Origin of the sequence: Litoreibacter roseus, assembly GCF_009811795.1 — a bacterium.
In the GTDB taxonomy this organism is placed as follows: Bacteria; Pseudomonadota; Alphaproteobacteria; order Rhodobacterales; family Rhodobacteraceae; genus Litoreibacter; species Litoreibacter roseus.
The window spans coordinates 64512-82135 of the sequence record NZ_BLJE01000003.1 but is presented as its reverse complement, the minus strand read 5'-3'; the positions used below and the strand labels follow the sequence as shown (position 1 = coordinate 82135).

Sequence of the window (17624 nt, the reverse complement as noted above, 5' to 3'; positions counted from 1 at the left end):
GCATGTTCAAAGGTTTTTTCAGATGGTTGCGCAGCGCGTCGGGCACTATGGTCAAGAAGTCAGTTGGCAGCGTGGCGACGGCGACCGGAACGGGCGCTGGTCTTCTTGTGGCATTGGGGCTGGCCGTCTGGGCCTTTCCTCCGGCACGTACACTGCAAACTCTAGACAGCGTCAGGCGCGATGCTGGGATCTGGTACAGCACCGAAAGCGAAGGGATGATCATGGTCGATTCCCCGCAGGTGTTTACGCGGGAACGATTGGTGAACCAGCGCCTGAAGGACAGCGCGTGGATCGAGAAGCAGCTCGAACAGGTCGACAAGCTGCTGGAAGACAAGAAGTTCGCGCAGGCCGATGCCCTGCAACTCAGCCAGAAGTTTCTGGAACTGGTTCAGGAAGGTGCGGAAAAGGCAGATGCCTCCGACACGCTTCCAACCGTGGATATCACCGAACTGCAGGGCCTGGTCGAACCGCAGCCCCTCGCGGTTTTTCAAGCGGCGCAATACTACCGCGAGATGCTGACCCAGAGCCGTTATGAGGCCATTCTGGACGATGCCCATGACATCGGCTCCAACACGCTGCAGAGGCTGAATTTTCGCATGACTGTAAGTCCTGCTCGTAACATGAGCGATGCGATCGCCGCGGCGACGATCACGATTGAACAGCCCAGCGATCCTGAGAAGATTTTTCAGTACTATGGCAGCCTGTTGGTCGAGGTTCGCAAGGAACTCGAACGTACGGTCGAAACGCTTCAGTCCGACCGTAGCTCCGTCTTTTTGAACGATGGGCGATACGCGTTTCAGGAAAGACCCGCATACATTCTGGACAGCGCTTTGGACAAAGCGCTTATGGTATTTCCATCCCAACAGCAGTCAGACTTACTGGCAGCGGCGTTACAACAGGACAGCGTACGTGTGGAACGTGAAGCCTATGATTTCGCAGAAGCTCTTGTCACTGGTACAGCCCCCTGGAGCGGAATGGGCGAAAAACTTTTCCCTGCAGGTCAGTCCAATCCATCGACATTCGGACGTATTGCAGCACAAAAATTGCTTTCACAGTGTGGTCAACCTCATAGCCTTTTCGACCTCGCACCGAGTGTTTTCAACCAATCAAGTTCAACCTACGCAAGCGTCCTTGCTGGCTACAACAAGTACGGCCCGGGGCAGATAACGAGGCAAGGCGAGCCATTGCCCATCCCGCAGGAGATCGACGCAGATGGTCCGGACACGCCGCCCGGCACGAACAACACGGTAAATGCGACTTGGGTGAAAGGTTCGAAACCCCCTAGTGATCAACTAGAAACGCTATTGGAAGCACGCTTGCTCGAGGTTTTGCACAGGCGAAACATTGTCTACCCCTGCCCGACAGATTTGCAACTTAGCCTGCCGCGCGCGAAACTTCGCATCCTTGGGGCAATTGAGCTTCTCAAAGCGCGCGATCCGGGATTTATCCTGTGCGCGAGAATGAACGCCGGGGATGCTCGTCAGCTGGTATCGAGCTTGATTGCTCTACGCGATCCGAACGTGCCCGATATTACCAGCCCGTTTTGCGCACAGACCCGCATGGCCGTTTCCGCTTTGAAGGATACCGAACGGTTCGAACGGCTAATGCGCCCTGGCTCGACCGTCGAGATCGGCAATGTAGGTGTGTCCTATCTGGTGAAGGCAGAGTTGGAGGATACGCGCGTTGACAGCGTCGTGCGCACACGACCTCTGTCTCACTATTTCAAGTTCGAGATTGAAAGCTGCGAGATCAGCAGTTGTCAGGTCAGTGTCTATACATTGATGGAATATGCCGAAACCAGAGAGCACCCGAAGACGGGCGACGCTTACAATCTTGACCGAATTCGCGAGATCGGTCGGGAAGAGGCCCTGCGCCTGTTTCTGGAACTGTCCTGCTTTTCGACAGCACGCAGCTACACGGTCTGGCCACGCACCGGAGAACGGGCCCGCAGCTTCCGCTCTGATCGCGATGGCTGGACGATGCTTGCCGATCTTGTTCCGGGCATCGCGGGTCGCATGCGGACAGAGAATTTTGCCGCAACCCGCGAACACAGCGACCATGTCTTCGGCATCGGAGATTGGGGCGAGACAGAAGGCGAGGAAGACATTGAGGAATGCGGCAGCGCGTTCTTCTGGATCCTCGAACAGTTTCAGCCGCTTGAAAGCGAAAATGGGTTTGCTGCGGATTTCTTCGATGAAACATCCGAGTTTTGGGACGGCGCACCGGCTGGCATGGCCGCGTGGCGCCGCAACATCTTCTGCGGTGTCATGATGACCTCACCCCTCGCCAAGGAGGTATCAGATGAAAGCTGCCTTGATCCTGCGGTTTCAAACGGTTTGGCGAGTGTCGAGCCTGTGCCATGGATCGGGCAAAATCTGGCGAGCCTGTCGCTGGATGACATAGCCCGGGTGGGCGCGAAACAGCGACACATCGCGACGAATATCTCCTGGATCGTCGTGCCGCGCCAGCCGAGCCGCAGAGAACCCAAGCGGCATATCTCTATGAGTGTTCCGCTGTCGGCTATCGTTTCTCTGCCCAGTTGGTGGCCAACCGCAGAGGCCACGATCAAAACCTGCTGGCTGAGGCCAGCGGCGCTCCGTGAAAATACTCGAACCGCCGACTTCTGCGAAAACACCGTTGTTGATCGTCAAACGCGCACAGGGCTGGAGCTGATCGACAGACAGAGGGCACGGTCCCGCGCCGACAGGTCATTGCACCGTTTCCCGATCCCCCTGCCCGGCGATGGTCAGGACGTCCTGCAGAAGCTGGGTTTCTTCATCATTCGCGCGCCGTATCTCGATGTCAGCGAGCGGGATATGACGGTTATTCAATCCGGGCGATCTGCGAGTGTCCGGCTGACCGGCAAGCGCCTGTGGAAGAACCCGCGCGTGCGGATCGGCAATCAATGGCACGACCGGATTGAAGTTCTTCCTGACATGCAGGGCATCATCGCAACCTTTGAGTGCGTCGCGCCCACCAGCACGGCGGAGCGCGCGCTCTATCGGATTACGCGGGAACGGCTACTCGTTTTCGACACCGATCAACCGGGCGGAAAAGCGCTGCGCACAACCGAGGCGGAGCCGAACGGAAATCGGCCGCTTGATGATGTTTACGAAGAAAGCCGCCGGACCGAGGTTTGGACGAGCGAGGGCGTGACCAGCCCTCTTGAGATCACGGTGGAGGCCTTTCGGCCCAGTTTCGTACGCAATGGGCAGGCAGAGATGCCGTGCTGGGCGAAGCTTACCGAAGATGAATTGGAGCAGATGGTCGCCCAGAACAAGTAGCCCCTAGCGGACCCACGCAGCCTTCCGCTTGCCGAAAAACGCGTCGATGCCCTCCGCGCTCTCGCTGCTTTCCCAGCGTGTAACGAGCGCATTGATGGACGCGTCCACCTCGGCCTTTCCCGGTGCGCCGCCCAGCTTCAAGGCCAGCGCCTTGGCCTCGGCAACCGCACCCGGTGCACAATTCATATAAGGTGCGATCTCAGCCTCAACTGCCGCATCCAGATCGCCTGCGACCTGAACAAGACCAAGCGCTTCCGCCTCCGCCGCGTCAAACACGCGGGAGTTCATGAAAACCCGCCGCGCACGCCCTTCCCCCATCCGCGCCAGCACGTAGGGACCAATGGTGGCAGGGATCAGGCCCAGCTTGGTTTCCGTCAGACCAAATTTCGCGCCGGGATCCGCAAGTGCCACGTCGCAGATGGACGCCAGCCCGACCCCGCCCCCGAAGGCCGAGCCTTCGATCCGCCCGACAAGCGGTTTGGGCAGTCGGTTCAAAGCACCAAGCATACCCGCCAGCTTCCCGGCTTCCCGCGCGCGGGATTTACTATCCGCAGAAATCTGCGCTTTCATCCAGTTCAGATCACCGCCAGCGCAAAAATGCCTGTCCGCCCCGGTCAGAACCACAAGCCGAACGGAGGCGTCATCGCTCAAACTGCTAGCAGCGTGGGTCAGTTCTTGAATCATCTGGCCCGACATCGCGTTGCGCTTGTCCGGGCGATTCAAGGTCAGCGTCGCGACGCCGCGCGGGTCCGTTTCAAGCAAAAGCGTCTCATACATGTCTCATCTCCTGTGCCATCACAGCGGCCTGAGAGATCACATCCGCATCAAGCCCAGTCTCGTAGCCCGCACTTTTGAGATGCTCCAGAACCGCCTCTGTCGCGACATTGCCCGCAGCATCGGGTGCGTAGGGGCATCCCCCAAGACCACCAACGGCCGCGTCAAACACCCGAAGTCCGTGGGTCAGGGCGACGTCGATATTTTCCAGCGCCCGCCCGCTGGTATCGTGGAAATGTCCGGCGAGCATATCGGCGGGAACAGCTTTTATCACTGCGTGCAGCATCGCATCGACGGCCTCAGGCGTTCCGCGCCCCACGGTGTCGCCCAAGGAAATCTCGTAGCACCCCGCATCCCGCAACGCTTTGGCCACACGAGTCGTATCCGCAGGATCGACAGCCCCGTCAAAGGGACATTCGACCACGCAGGACACGTAGCCGCGAACGGGGATGGCATCCGCTTCGGCCGCCGCCAGCACAGGCGCGAACCGCGAGAGGCTTTCGGCGATGGTCGCATTCAGATTGGCTTTCGAAAACCCTTCGGAGGCGGACGCGAATACCGCGATCTCATCGACCCCCGCCGCGCGGGCGGCCTCGTAGCCCTTCATATTCGGGACGAGCCCCGCGTAGGAAATTCCTGGGCGGCGTCTAATCCCGGCGAGGACTTCACCGCTGCTGGCCATCTGCGGAACCCATTTCGGTGAAACAAAACTGGCCACTTCGATCCGGCGAAACCCGGCCTCTGACAGAAGGTCAACAAGCGCGATTTTTTCCGACGTCGGAATGATCCGCGCCTCGTTTTGCAGGCCGTCGCGGGGACCGACTTCAAATATCTCCACCCGTTCAGCCATTCTGCATCTCGGGAACAGGGTAAAACTCACGCGGATAGAGCCGTTCATTTCTTGGCGGCAAGGACGCCTTGAAGGCCGGCCTGTCGGTGATACGCCCGTACCACGCCTCGACGGCTGGAAAAGGGTCAGTTCGCGCGAAATGCCGGGACATGTAAACTGCCTGACCGCAGGAAATGTCAGCCGCCGAAAATCCGCCATCCAGCAGATATTCCCTGCCTTGCAAACGCCCTTCGAGCGCGGCGTAGCATTTGCCGAGCCGCGCCGCCTCAAGCTTCATGACGATGGGCGAGCGCATCTCGTCTTCATAGAGCGCGATATGCTGCTGGGTCAGCGCGGCCGTGTGCTGACTGATAGTCTCGGCGAAACTGACCCAGACCAGCCAGTCGCGCCGCTCCGGATCACCGGGCGCACGACCAAGGGCGGTGTCAGGGAAAAGCTCACAGAGGTAACCTGTGATCGCCGCAGTCTCGAACATACACCCCTCGTCGATTTCAAGCGCGGGTACGCGCCCAGACGGGTTCAGTCGGAGATAGTCCGAGCTGCGAAGATTTTTTCCGAACGGATGGACAACAAGCTCATACTCGACGCCCAATTCCTCCAACAGCCAGAGCGTCCGCATGGACCGTGTCTGATGGGCGTGGTGCAGCCGGATCATTCGTCCTCTCCGCGCAAGCGGACCAAGAGATCGCCCGCCTTAACCTGTGCCCCGGCCTGCGTGGTGACCTCCGCAATGACACCGTCGCGGGCGGCGCGCAGGGTGTGTTCCATCTTCATTGCTTCGAGCACGGCAAGCCGGTCCCCTTCAGCGACGGTATCGCCCGGTTTGACCGAGACGGTTTTAACCAGACCGGGCATCGGTGCCAGCGTCATGTCGCTGCCCCCGCCGGCATCGGCCCCACGGGCCAGAGGATCCGGCACATCGAAGTGATAGGCGTTCCCCCAGAAAACGCTGACACCGGTGGGTGTTTGAATGACGTCGGCTGAGACCTTCGCGCCGTCGACGCGCCAGCCTTCTGCTGTTTGCGCGATTTGATGCGTGACGCTTTCGAGTTCGACCGTGAAAACGCCCTGGCCTTCGGGCGAAACATAAGCCGTGCTTGGCGCATCGGGCTGATGCAACACCACCTCATGGCGCAACGGCGCCCACAGCGTGAAACCCGAAAGTGCGCCGTCATACGCTGTCAAAGATGCCACGGCAGCCAAGGCCTGCGTCCGTGTGCAGGGGACAGGCTGCGCCGAAAGGGTTTCGATATCGCGCTCGATCAAACCAGTATCCACATCCCCTGCGGCAAAACCCTCGTGCCGGGTCAGCGCGGTGAGAAAGGCGATGTTGGTCACAGTGCCTGCAATCTGGGTCTGTGACAGAGCGCGTTCCAATTTGCTAAGCGCGTCGGCACGGGTTCCGGCATGGACCGTCAGCTTGGCAATCATTGGATCGTAAAACGGGCTGATCTCGTCCCCAGGTCTGACGCCCGTGTCGATCCTTGCGCGCTCGCTGAACGCCAGATGCGCCAAGGTTCCAGTGGCCGGCAAGAAGCCTGCGGGCACGTCCTCGGCATAGAGACGGGCCTCGAAAGCGTGACCGGTGATCGTCAGTTCATCCTGCGCCACAGGCAAGGGCTGGCCGCTCGCTACCTGGAGCTGCCATTCGACCAGATCAACGCCCGTAATTTCTTCTGTGACGGGGTGTTCTACCTGAAGACGTGTGTTCATCTCCATGAAGTAAAAGCGGTCCGTTCGCAGCCCGTCGGAGGCGTCCACGATGAACTCGACCGTTCCGGCCCCGGCATATCCCACGGCCTCGGCGGCACGGACGGCCGCCTGCCCCATGGCATCGCGCATCTCGGGCGTCATTCCGGGCGCGGGGGCTTCCTCAATAACCTTCTGGTGGCGCCGCTGCAAAGAACAGTCCCGCTCGAACAAATGGACGGCAGTCTTGCCGTCACCAAAAACCTGAACCTCGATGTGGCGCGGCTTTTCCACGTATTTCTCGATCAGAACGCGGTCATTTCCGAAGGCTTTCAGTGCCTCGGACCGGGCAGAGTCGAGCGCTTCTTCGAACATCTCAGGCCCAGCTACAATCCGCATGCCCTTGCCCCCGCCGCCCGCGACGGCCTTAATGAGCACGGGGTAGCCTATCTTTTCGGCCTCGGCGGCCAAATTGTCCTGAGCTTCGCCATGATAGCCCGGAACAACCGGAACGCCGGCCTCTTCCATTAATTTCTTGGCGGCATCCTTGAGGCCCATGGCGCGGATGGCCTTGGCCGACGGGCCGATAAAGGTTAGATCTGACGCTTCGACCGCGTCAACGAAGTCAGGGTTCTCGGATAAAAACCCGTAGCCCGGATGGATCGCTTGAGCGCCAGTCGCCGTCGCCGCGGCGATAATCGCATCGCCTTTGAGATAGCTTTCCGCCGGGGTCTGCCCCCCCAGTGAAATTGCCTCGTCCGCCAAGGAGACATGGCGCGCACCTGCGTCCACATCTGAGTGCACAGCGACCGTTCTTACGCCCAAGCGCGCGCAGGTTTGGATGATCCGGCAGGCGATTTCACTGCGGTTGGCAATGAGGATTTTCGTAAACATCAGGCCAGATCCTCAACTAGTTTGAACCGCTCGCAGACCAGTTCCATTTCACGGTCAAATCCGCTGTTTCGCTCGAAGAAAGCGCGGTGTCCGGCCTGCCAGCCTTCAAGGGTCTCGTTTTCCCCCTCTGCGAGCGCGAACTCCGCGTCCACGTCGCAAAAGCGACGCACTTTGACCTCGGTCGTTTCAATCACCAACGCTGGGGTGCCGTCCCAATTCAGAGAGATGTCTTGCCGCCCGACGGCAGGCAGAGCCTCGCCATCCTCACTGAAATCGCGCAGCGCTCCGCAAGTCGCCGTTTTCTTCCCCAACCGCACGAGGGCCAGAAGTTGGTCGCATAGCGCCTTGCTATCGCCGAATGTGAAGGTTTCGGCGTGCGGATACTTTTGGCGGAGACTATGCGGGATCATCGGTAACCCTCCGAAATTGTGGCTGCGCCACGTCTTTTGGGGACATCCCCTGCGGGGCTGTCATGCCTTCGGCGAGAGTAATTTTGCCAGAAAGAAAAAGCCTATAGATCATTGATCTACATCCGGAACACGCCGAAGCGTGTGTCTTGAATGGGGGCGTTGAGCGCAGCGGTCAAAGACAGAAACAGAACGTCTCGGGCTTTGCGTGGATCGATGATCCCGTCATCCCAAAGCCGTGCTGACGCGTAGAGCGGATGCGACTGTTCCTCGAACATCTCGATTGTGGGCTTTTTGAAAGCGGCCTCGTCTTCGGCGGACCACGTGCCGCCCTTACGTTCGATCCCGTCCCGCCGGACGGTGGCCAAAACACCTGCGGCCTGCTCGCCACCCATCACGGAGATGCGGGAGTTCGGCCAAGACCACATAAAGCGGGGCTGATAGGCGCGGCCGGACATGCCGTAGTTTCCTGCACCAAAGGAGCCACCCACGACCATCGTGACTTTCGGGACGGAGGTCGTTGCGACGGCGGTCACCATCTTGGCGCCGTGCCGTGCAATGCCTTCGTTTTCGTATTGTTTGCCGACCATAAACCCTGTGATGTTTTGCAGAAACACCAATGGGATATGGCGCTGCGAGCAAAGCTCTACGAAATGTGCGCCCTTCTGCGCGGACTCAGAAAACAGTACACCGTTGTTGGCGATGATGCCGACCGGGCAGCCGCGGATATGCGCAAACCCCGTTACAAGCGTTTCGCCGAACCTCGGCTTGAATTCATCAAAACGGGAACCATCGACAAGCCGGGCAATAACCTCCCGGATATCGTAGGGGGTTTTCAGGTCAGCGGGAACGACGCCCAACAACTCTGCCGGATCATAGGCCGGGTCTTCCGGCGACTGCCATTGGACGGTGCCGGGTTTTGCCCGGTTCAGCCCCGCCACAGCACGCCGTGCCAACGCAAGAGCGTGCGCATCGTCTTCGGCGAGATAATCCGCGACACCGGACAGCCGGGTGTGGACATCGCCGCCACCAAGCTCTTCTGCGGTGACGACCTCACCCGTAGCGGCTTTGACTAAGGGGGGGCCTGCGAGAAAGATCGTGCCCTGTTCCTTTACGATAATAGTAACATCCGACATCGCGGGAACGTACGCGCCCCCGGCAGTGCAGGAGCCCATGACGACGGCAATCTGCGGGACGCCTGCCGCGCTCATCCGGGCCTGATTGTAGAAAATACGACCGAAATGATCGCGATCCGGGAATACCTCGTCCTGATTGGGCAGGTTCGCCCCCCCGCTGTCCACGAGGTAAACGCACGGCAAATTATTTTCTGCCGCGATTTCTTGAGCGCGCAGATGTTTTTTAACGGTCATCGGAAAGTAGGTGCCACCCTTTACGGTTGCATCGTTGCAGATAACCATGACGTCCTGGCCATGCACTTGACCGACGCCTGCGATCACCCCGGCGGCCGGGGCCGCGCCGTCGTAGAGACCATGCGCAGCTGTCGCACCGACCTCAAGAAACGGAGCGCCGGGATCAAGAAGGCCTGCCACACGGTCACGCGGCAGCATTTTTCCGCGAGAGGTGTGACGCGCGCGCGACGCCTCGCCACCGCCAAATGCAGCCTGAGCCGCCGCCGCGGCACAGATATCGAGGGCCTTGAGGTTTGCGGCCTCGTTTTGTGCAAAGTCGGGCGATGTCGGTGAGATCAGTGATGTCAGTTTCAACGGTCGTTCCTTCGCATGTCGCGCAATTCAATCGCACGTTCTGCCGTGAAAACCATCATGCAGTTGGCATGCACGATAGATCTGATGGTGCCGCCCGCCCAACGTGTGTAGGAGAGTCCGCACTCTGCGTCCCGATAGGTGATCCAGGCACGCTGCGCCTTCAAAAGCGCTTCTGATATTTCGGGGTCACGGGCCTCGAATACCTGCTGGGCTATGCCATACTGCTCGTTCAGAATGGCATCCCACACAGCGGTCTCCGCAGAGATACATGCCGTGATGCCGAGCGTCGTTTGACCTTGTGGATGGCTTTGACAGATGCCGGAAGCGGACCCGAGGCACTCCGGCGCTGTCTCGCCAACTGATGCATCGCCAAAACACGCGCGCACATCTTGCTCAGCGACATTCAGGTCGTCGATGGACTCGGCGTTGGCTGGACTCACGCCAATCATGAAAAGAGCGATGATCCATCTCATGTGCCATCTGCCCCGAGCAAGGGTGTTTCGGTCGGCCAATCGGCGGGACCAAGGCGACGCACAAGACCGCCGAGCGCGCCGACATGGTATTCGTAATGTTGGCTGGGATCGAAGCCACCCGGACCGCAAATCACAACCAGACGCACACCATAGGCGCGCCCGGGAACAGCGCTGCACTGAGTCAGATCCCCTTTCGGATTGGTCGCCAGATAGCTTGCCGCATATTTATCGATGATTTGCGTCTCGGTGATCGCAAGCTGCATCTTGCGAAACACAGCGCCAAGGGCAGCCGCAATCAGAGCGGCCAAAACCAGAACGACGATTTGAGGTCGGCTTACCCTGAGCATCTCAGGCGGCCGCTGACTTGCAGACCGGGTTCATGCGACCCCCATCAACTCACGGCCAACAAGCATGCGCCGGATCTCGGATGTGCCGGCGCCGATCTCCATCAGCTTGGCATCGCGGAACAGCCGGGACACCGGGCTGTCATTCATGAACCCCGCGCCGCCCATCGCCTGTACGGCCTGGTGCGCCTGCTTCATCGCTTCCTCAGAGGAATACAGCACGCAGGCGGCCGCATCCTGGCGCGTCACCTCGCCGCGATCACACGCCTTGGCGACTTCATAGACGTAGGCGCGGGCGGAGTTCATAGCTGTATACATATCGGCGATTTTGCCTTGCATCAGTTGGAAGTCCCCAATGGGCTTACCAAATTGCTTACGCTCTTTGAGATACGGCATGATCGCATCAAGGCAGGCAGCCATTATCCCCGTGCCGATGCCAGCCAGCACCACACGTTCGTAGTCAAGGCCGGACATCAGAACCTGAACGCCGCGGCCCTCTTCTCCGAGAATATTCTCGAACGGCACTTCTACGTCCTCAAACACCAGTTCTGCGGTATTTGATCCGCGCATACCCAACTTGTCGAAATGAGGACTGGTGGAAAATCCGGTCATCTCTTTTTCGATCAGAAAGGCCGTGATGCCCTTTGATCCGGCTTCGGGATCGGTCTTGGCGTAGACGACGAGGGTCGAAGCATCCGGCCCGTTCGTGATCCAATACTTTGTACCATTGAGGCGAAAGTGATCATTGCGCTTTTCCGCCCGCAGCTTCATCGAAACGACGTCCGAGCCCGCCCCCGCTTCGGACATCGCAAGGGCACCCACATGTTCGCCGGACAAAAGCTTCGGCAAGTATTTCTGTTTCTGCTCTTCGGTCCCGTTCAGCTTAATCTGGTTGACGCACAGATTGGAATGCGCCCCGTAACTCAACGACACCGAGGCTGACGCACGCGCGATCTCTTCAACCGCGATCACGTGGGCAAGGTAGGACATGCCCGCGCCGCCGTAGCTCTCATCTACTGTTATGCCCAAGAGTCCCAGTTCACCCATCTCGGTCCAGAGTTCCGACGGGAAGGCATTCGTCTGGTCTATCTCTGCAGCCAAGGGTTTGACCCTGTCCTGCGCCCATCTGTGCACCATATCTTGGAGTGCGGTGACGTCTTCGCCCAGATCGAACTGCATGGAAGCTGCGAACATGTCTGATTCCTTTTGATTTTTCGCGACCATCTTAATTGAACGGTCGTTCAGAAATAGGGCGCAAAAACCTTACTGTCCACAAAATTTAACAAACCCTTAATACTGTCTTTGCCACATTTTTACCACGATAACACTGGGGATTAAGTTGCGAGCCATGATCTATCTTGCCTTCTATCGGGGCGAGGGTCGGTTGTTCAGCGATACGCTGGTTCAGTTCATCACGCGGTCGGAGTTTTCACACTGCGAGCTTTTTGAAACTGAACAACCGCCTCTGCCTGGGGAAACACACGAATGCATCACCGCCGTCGGAAAAGATGGCGGTGTTCGCGTTAAAGACATCACGTTTACGCCCGGAAAATGGGAATTTGTGCCGGTGCCATGGGCACCTGTCGATACGCTGGCCAGGGCCGCGCACCACATGGGCATGGGCTATGACTACTGGGGGCTCTTGATGTCGCAGTTCTTCAACCTGCGCCGCCACAAGGCCGAGCGTTGGTTTTGCTCAAAGCTTTGCGCGAAGGCGCTTGGCCTGAGCGAGGGGCACACCTATTCGCCCGGCGATCTGAAGCGGGTGCTGGAAGAACACAACCGCGTCTACGCGCTGGCACATATGTCCGGGCGGACGGGCCTTGCGAAGGCCGTTGCCGCTGGCAGCCCGTCCCCGAAACCAGCCGCGGGTCTACCCCAGTTTGGCTACGGGTTGCGGGTTGGTGATCTGTCCCGCCTCGTCGCGAATGATGCGGGCAATCAACGCGCAGTCGTCGAGGCTGAAGGTCAGCGGCAGCCGCATATCGAGCAGCCCCGCCAGAACCCGGTCCGTCTGCGCAAGCCGCTGCGTCCCCGCGTACCGCCAGCTGTCGTAGCGCGACGTGAACGCGCGCGGGGTTTCGGCACCAAACCATTTCAATTCGACACCCCGATCCGCGCAGCGGGCGGCAAAGTGCTCGATTTCTGCCGCGCCCGCGTTCGGCAGCAAGAACTGGAAGGATGAGCCGACGAACCGACCGTTCGGGTTCCGCTGGATAAGGCGGAGCCCGGGAACGTCCTGTAAGCCGCGCTCCATTACCTCGTATCTGGCGTTCCACGCCTCGACCTGAGCATCCAGATTGGCCAGTTGCGGTCTGAGAATTGCGGCGCGCAGGTTGTCCATGCGGCCAGATATATTGGGTGTGTCCCATTTCACCTGCTCAAACACATCGGGCGACGGTGCAGCGGCGTGTCGTTCATAGAGCATGTAGGACCCGGACAACATGATCGCCCGCGCCATGGCGGTGTCATCGTCACTGACAAGCAACCCACCCTCGCCCGAGTTGATATGTTTGTAGGTCTGGCAGGAATAGCACCCAAAAACCCCGTGCCGCCCGGAAGCTGTATCGCGCCATCTCGCCCCCATTGTATGGGCGCAATCCTCGATGACCTGGACCCCAGCCCGGCTGCACAAATCCATCAGCGCGTCCATGTCGCACAAATGGCCGCGCATGTGGCTGAGCAGCAGAATCTTTGCGCCGGAAGTCTCAATTCTGGTGGCAAGATCGTGCAGGTCGATCGTCAGATTGTCAGTGACCTCAACGAAGACCGGGACGGCCCCCAAGCTGGCAATCGCGCCGGGTACGGGCGCTAGAGTAAACCCGTTGGACAGCACCCGGTCCCCCGCCTTCACACCAATGGCGCGCATGGCACATCCCATCGCGTACCCCCCGGATGCAACCGCAAGCGCATAGCTCGCACCGGTATATGCCGCAAAATCCTGTTCCAGCAGCGCGGTCTCCCCCAGCTCCCCTTCTGCAACATTGTAGCGGTGCAGGCGACCGTGGCGCATGAGTCCTATCGCGGCCTCAATACCGGCCTCGGGGATCGGTTCTTGTTGCGTGAAGCTGCCTTCGAATACTTCGGTCATGGTGCACCTTATCCTTGGGTTCGCATGATTCTGCGCAGGGTGGATGAACAGGTCAACCAATGACGGCCACGCCCTGCCCCACGTTCTCAATTCACGGAGTAAGGATTGGGAATTTACGAAGCTGCCGCTTAGATGACCGCCTCGATCACGCTGTCCAGCTCGTCGTAGTGATGCAAAAGCGCCTCGGGCTCCAAGTCGCTGACGTCTTCTTCGCCGGGCCCGAATGTCACCAGCACAGACGGGATGCCTGCTGCGCGGGCGGTGTTTCGGTCTGTGGCAGTGTCCCCGATCAGGACTGCGCTGGTGCGGGCACCCCCCGACCTGTCGATGGCCTCGAACAGCGGCGCCGGGTCCGGCTTGCGCACCGGCAGCGTGTCCGCCCCGATCAGCGCATCGAACACATCCCGAAACTCAAGCCGCGCCATCAAAGTCTCTGCCAACCCCTCGGGCTTATTGGTGCAGATGGCAACTTTCATGTCCAATGCTTTCAACCGATCCACGGCCTCCCGAACACCGGGATAGAGGACAGTGTGAGTATCTATGTTGTCACCATATGCATCTATCAGGGTGGGATACTGGGCATCGATCTGCTCCTCGGCGTCATCCAGACCAAGCCTTTCAAACCCTAGCCTCAACATGGCCCGCGCGCCTCTCAAGGCCGTCGCAGCATCAAGCGTGGGATCAAGCAGGTCACCATGGCCCAGATCGCGGAAACAGAAATTCGCGGCAGCGATAAGATCACCGCTGGTGTCGGCCAAGGTTCCATCCAGATCAAAAACCACGCAGCGCATGACGGTCTTCCTTTCTTTACAAAAAAGGCACCTGTAACGCGCCGTAATGTGTTTTGAGGCGCGAGCAGCTTGCACGCGGTTCGGATACGGATAGAACGGCGGGCAACCAAAAGAAAGTGGGCAGCACATGAATACGGCGCTTGTGATCCTTGCGGCAGGGCAAGGAAGCAGGATGAATTCCGACCTCCCCAAGGTTTTGCACAAGCTTGCTGGGGCCCCCTTGCTGGCGCATGCGGTGCGGGCGGGACAGTTCCTTGATCCGGAAAAGGTGGTTGTTGTGACCGGCCATGGTGCTGCCGCGGTGGAGCGCGAAGTCGAGACTTTTGCGCCCGATGCCATCTGCGTGCGCCAGACCGAACAAAACGGCACCGCGCACGCCGTTGATCAAGCCCGCGCCGTGCTGGACGGGTTTGATGGGGACGTCATCATCCTCTATGGTGATACGCCTTTCATCACCGGCGATACATTGGAACGCATGATCGCGGCCCGCAGCACTGGCGCATCCGTTGTGGTTCTGGGGTTCGAGGCGCAAGACCCCGGTCGCTACGGCAGACTTGTGACCGGCGCGGACGGGCTGGACCGCATCGTCGAAGCGAAAGATTCATCACCTGAAGAACTCTCCATAACACTTTGTAATTCAGGCGTTATCGCGGCAAACCGCGCGACGCTTTTCGATTTGATTGCACGGGTGAACAACAACAATGCGAGTGGGGAATACTACCTGACGGATATCGTCGGTCTTGCGCGTCAGGATGGTTTGCAATGTGAAGTCGTGACTTGTCCGGAAGCGGAGACACTGGGGATTAACACCCGTCAGGAATTGGCACAGGCCGAGACGCTCTACCAAACCCAAGCGCGGACAGCCGCCCTTGAAGACGGCGTATCACTGTCTGATCCGGCAAGCACCTATTTCGCATATGACACCGTGATCGGGCGGGATGCGATAATCGGCCCGAACGTCGTTTTTGGCTTGGACGTTACCGTTGAAAGTGGTGCGGAGATTCGTGCCTTTAGCCATCTCGAAGGCTGTCATGTCGCGCAGGGTGCGATAGTTGGTCCCTTCGCCCGCCTGAGACCGGGCGCGGAAATTGGCGAGAGCGCCCGCGTCGGGAACTTTGTCGAGGTCAAGAACGCGACGCTGGACGAAGGCGCGAAGGTCAATCACCTCTCTTATATTGGTGATGCCCATGTCGGCGCAGCAGCAAATGTCGGGGCTGGCACGATCACGTGTAATTATGACGGCGTTATGAAGCACCGCACCGAGATCGGGGCCAATGCGTTCATCGGCTCCGACACCCTGTTGGTCGCGCCCGTTCACGTAGGTGCCGAAGCGATGACCGCGTCCGGTACCGTGGTGACCGAAGATATCCCGGATGGGGCGCTCGCAATCGGACGGGCGCGGCAAGAGAACAAGGCGGGCTTTGCACGAAAACTGATGCAGATGCTCAAGGCCAAGAAACTGAGGAAGATGCAGTAATGTGTGGAATCGTAGGAGTTCTCGGCGACCACGAGGTCGCGCCGATCATTCTTGAAGCGCTCAAGCGGCTGGAATATCGGGGCTACGACAGCGCTGGCATCGCGACGGTCAACAAAGGCGTATTGGATCGCCGTCGCGCAGTGGGCAAGCTCATCAATCTCAGCGACGTTTTGGTGCATGACCCGCTTGCCGGCAAGTCAGGCATAGGACACACCCGCTGGGCCACTCATGGGGCGCCTTCTGTCGGGAATGCGCATCCCCATCAGGCCGGTCGAGTTGCTGTGGTCCACAACGGGATTATCGAGAATTTCAAAGAGTTGCGCGCCGATCTTGCAAAGGATGGGATCGTACCCCAGACCGAAACGGACACCGAGACGGTGGCCCTTCTGGCCGAGCGCTACATCAGTCAGGGTTTGTCCCCAAGCGATGCGGCAGAACAGACGATTGCGCAACTCGAAGGTGCATTTGCCCTTTGTTTTCTTTTTGACGGCGAAGAAGATTTGCTGATCGCCGCACGCAAGGGCTCCCCACTGGCCATAGGTCATGGCGATGGCGAGATGTTTGTCGGCTCCGATGCCATCGCCCTGTCCCCCATGACGGACCGCATCACTTACTTGGAAGAAGGCGACCGGGCCGTCGTGACCCGCGAAGGCGTGGAAATTTTTGACAGCGAGAACCGGCGCGCCAATCGTGCGGTGCAACAAATCGCGGTCAGCGCATCAAAGGTCGAAAAGGGCGGCTACAAGCATTTCATGGCGAAGGAAATCGCAGAACAGCCTACCGTTCTGGCCGACACGATCTCTGCCTATACGCAGGAAGCAGAAATCCGACTGCCGACGGGTGAGATTGATTTCAGTCAAACCAACAAGCTGACACTGATTGCGTGCGGCACCGCCTACTATGCTTGTCAGGTCGCAAAGTATTGGTTCGAACAAGAAGCACGACTTCCTGTCGAGGTGGATATCGCGTCCGAGTATCGCTACCGCACGCCCCCGGTCAGCGATAAATCCTATGCGCTGTTTGTGTCCCAGTCGGGCGAAACCGCCGATACGCTGGCCGCGCTGCGTTACTGCCAAGGCAAGGCCGCCAAGATTCTGTCTATTGTGAACGTGCCCGAAAGCTCCATCGCGCGGGAAAGCGATATGGCCTTACCGATTTTGGTGGGGACAGAAATCGGCGTCGCCTCGACCAAAGCATTCACCGGCCAGTTGGTTGTCTTGGCGAGCCTTGCCCTGAAGGCTGCGATGCAGCGGGGGCATCTGGACAGCGATGCTTTGGCAGAACGGATCGCAGCGTTGCGGAACCTGCCCGCCTTGCTCAACCAAACCTTGGCGACGGAAGGCCGGATCGAAGAGGTGGCCAAGAAAATTTCTACCGCGCAGGACGTATTGTTCCTCGGGCGCGGCTCCATGTTTCCGATGGCCATGGAAGGCGCGCTGAAACTCAAGGAAATCAGCTATATACACGCTGAAGGTTATGCATCAGGTGAGTTAAAGCACGGCCCGATTGCGCTGATCGACAAGGATGTACCGGTCGTCATCCTCGCCCCCGCCGACGCCTTGTTCGAAAAAACCATCTCCAACATGCAGGAAGTCATGGCGCGCGAGGGCAAGGTCGTTCTGATCACGGACAGCGCTGGTGCAAAAGTGGCATCAGATGGCGTCTGGGAAACACTTGTCATGCCGACTGTGGATCCGTTTTTGGCCCCGATCCTCTATGCCCTGCCCGCCCAACTTCTGAGCTATCACACGGCCGTTGCAAAGGGCACCGACGTGGACCAACCCCGCAATCTCGCGAAGTCAGTCACTGTCGAATAGGGTCAGAGG

14 protein-coding genes are annotated in these 17624 nt (G+C 59.2%); 3 read left to right on the top strand and 11 right to left on the bottom strand.

Features of this window, described 5'->3' with window-relative positions; genetic code table 11:
- Nucleotides 1-2 precede the first annotated feature (2 nt).
- A complete protein-coding gene (locus KIN_RS14215; RefSeq protein WP_159808237.1) occupies nt 3-3284 on the top strand; it encodes a hypothetical protein in 3282 nt (1093 codons plus the stop codon).
- A 3-nt stretch (nt 3285-3287) separates the two neighbouring features.
- On the opposite strand, the gene KIN_RS14210 is transcribed toward KIN_RS14215, so the two are convergent.
- The 11 genes from KIN_RS14210 to KIN_RS14160 form a co-directional block, all read right to left on the bottom strand.
- Nucleotides 3288-4061 carry a crotonase/enoyl-CoA hydratase family protein gene (locus tag KIN_RS14210; protein WP_159808235.1) on the bottom strand — a complete coding sequence of 258 codons (774 nt, stop codon included), beginning with the start codon at nt 4059-4061 and terminating at the stop codon, nt 3288-3290.
- On the bottom strand, nt 4054-4908 hold the full coding sequence (locus tag KIN_RS14205) for a hydroxymethylglutaryl-CoA lyase (RefSeq protein ID WP_159808233.1): 855 nt from the start codon (nt 4906-4908) through the stop codon (nt 4054-4056). The genes KIN_RS14210 and KIN_RS14205 overlap by 8 nt, the downstream gene beginning before the upstream one ends.
- Nucleotides 4901-5563, bottom strand: a complete 663-nt coding sequence (locus KIN_RS14200; protein WP_159808231.1) for a glutathione S-transferase family protein — start codon at nt 5561-5563, stop codon at nt 4901-4903. Before KIN_RS14200 ends, KIN_RS14205 begins: the two co-directional genes overlap by 8 nt.
- A complete protein-coding gene (locus tag KIN_RS14195) occupies nt 5560-7491 on the bottom strand; it encodes an acetyl-CoA carboxylase biotin carboxylase subunit (protein ID WP_159808229.1) in 1932 nt (643 codons plus the stop codon). Before KIN_RS14195 ends, KIN_RS14200 begins: the two co-directional genes overlap by 4 nt.
- A complete protein-coding gene (locus KIN_RS14190; protein ID WP_159808227.1) occupies nt 7491-7901 on the bottom strand; it encodes an ASCH domain-containing protein in 411 nt (136 codons plus the stop codon). The genes KIN_RS14195 and KIN_RS14190 overlap by 1 nt, the downstream gene beginning before the upstream one ends.
- Before the next feature lie 116 nt (nt 7902-8017).
- Nucleotides 8018-9622, bottom strand: a complete 1605-nt coding sequence (locus tag KIN_RS14185) for a carboxyl transferase domain-containing protein (RefSeq protein ID WP_159808225.1) — start codon at nt 9620-9622, stop codon at nt 8018-8020.
- Nucleotides 9619-10095: a lysozyme inhibitor LprI family protein gene (locus KIN_RS14180; RefSeq protein WP_159808223.1), complete on the bottom strand. Its 477-nt coding sequence runs from the start codon at nt 10093-10095 to the stop codon at nt 9619-9621. The genes KIN_RS14185 and KIN_RS14180 overlap by 4 nt, the downstream gene beginning before the upstream one ends.
- Nucleotides 10092-10442 (bottom strand): hypothetical protein, encoded by a 351-nt coding sequence (locus KIN_RS14175; protein WP_159808221.1) that lies wholly within the window; start codon nt 10440-10442, stop codon nt 10092-10094. The genes KIN_RS14180 and KIN_RS14175 overlap by 4 nt, the downstream gene beginning before the upstream one ends.
- A 30-nt stretch (nt 10443-10472) precedes the next feature.
- On the bottom strand, nt 10473-11633 hold the full coding sequence (locus KIN_RS14170; protein ID WP_159808219.1) for an isovaleryl-CoA dehydrogenase: 1161 nt from the start codon (nt 11631-11633) through the stop codon (nt 10473-10475).
- A gap of 679 nt (nt 11634-12312) precedes the next feature.
- Nucleotides 12313-13530, bottom strand: a complete 1218-nt coding sequence (locus KIN_RS14165; RefSeq protein WP_159808217.1) for a DegT/DnrJ/EryC1/StrS family aminotransferase — start codon at nt 13528-13530, stop codon at nt 12313-12315.
- Between the two features lie 128 nt (nt 13531-13658).
- Nucleotides 13659-14321 (bottom strand): HAD-IA family hydrolase, encoded by a 663-nt coding sequence (locus KIN_RS14160; protein ID WP_159808215.1) that lies wholly within the window; start codon nt 14319-14321, stop codon nt 13659-13661.
- 127 nt (nt 14322-14448) lie between these two features.
- Between KIN_RS14160 and glmU the strand changes: the two genes are divergently transcribed.
- Nucleotides 14449-15798 (top strand): bifunctional UDP-N-acetylglucosamine diphosphorylase/glucosamine-1-phosphate N-acetyltransferase GlmU, encoded by a 1350-nt coding sequence (glmU, locus tag KIN_RS14155; RefSeq protein ID WP_159808213.1) that lies wholly within the window; start codon nt 14449-14451, stop codon nt 15796-15798.
- Nucleotides 15798-17615: a glutamine--fructose-6-phosphate transaminase (isomerizing) gene (gene glmS / locus KIN_RS14150; protein WP_159808211.1), complete on the top strand. Its 1818-nt coding sequence runs from the start codon at nt 15798-15800 to the stop codon at nt 17613-17615. Before glmU ends, glmS begins: the two co-directional genes overlap by 1 nt.
- Nucleotides 17616-17624: the final 9 nt, after the last annotated feature.

Bases quoted from the DNA above. Each gene is read 5' to 3' on its own strand.
- KIN_RS14215 (WP_159808237.1), top strand. From the start codon at position 3: ATGTTCAAAGGTTTTTTCAGATGGTTGCGCAGCGCGTCGGGCACTATG.
- KIN_RS14210 (WP_159808235.1), bottom strand. From the start codon at position 4,061: ATGTATGAGACGCTTTTGCTTGAAACGGACCCGCGCGGCGTCGCGACG.
- KIN_RS14205 (WP_159808233.1), bottom strand. From the start codon at position 4,908: ATGGCTGAACGGGTGGAGATATTTGAAGTCGGTCCCCGCGACGGCCTG.
- KIN_RS14200 (WP_159808231.1), bottom strand. From the start codon at position 5,563: ATGATCCGGCTGCACCACGCCCATCAGACACGGTCCATGCGGACGCTC.
- KIN_RS14195 (WP_159808229.1), bottom strand. From the start codon at position 7,491: ATGTTTACGAAAATCCTCATTGCCAACCGCAGTGAAATCGCCTGCCGG.
- KIN_RS14190 (WP_159808227.1), bottom strand. From the start codon at position 7,901: ATGATCCCGCATAGTCTCCGCCAAAAGTATCCGCACGCCGAAACCTTC.
- KIN_RS14180 (WP_159808223.1), bottom strand. From the start codon at position 10,095: ATGAGATGGATCATCGCTCTTTTCATGATTGGCGTGAGTCCAGCCAAC.
- KIN_RS14175 (WP_159808221.1), bottom strand. From the start codon at position 10,442: ATGCTCAGGGTAAGCCGACCTCAAATCGTCGTTCTGGTTTTGGCCGCT.
- KIN_RS14170 (WP_159808219.1), bottom strand. From the start codon at position 11,633: ATGTTCGCAGCTTCCATGCAGTTCGATCTGGGCGAAGACGTCACCGCA.
- KIN_RS14165 (WP_159808217.1), bottom strand. From the start codon at position 13,530: ATGACCGAAGTATTCGAAGGCAGCTTCACGCAACAAGAACCGATCCCC.
- KIN_RS14160 (WP_159808215.1), bottom strand. From the start codon at position 14,321: ATGCGCTGCGTGGTTTTTGATCTGGATGGAACCTTGGCCGACACCAGC.
- glmU (WP_159808213.1), top strand. From the start codon at position 14,449: ATGAATACGGCGCTTGTGATCCTTGCGGCAGGGCAAGGAAGCAGGATG.
- glmS (WP_159808211.1), top strand. From the start codon at position 15,798: ATGTGTGGAATCGTAGGAGTTCTCGGCGACCACGAGGTCGCGCCGATC.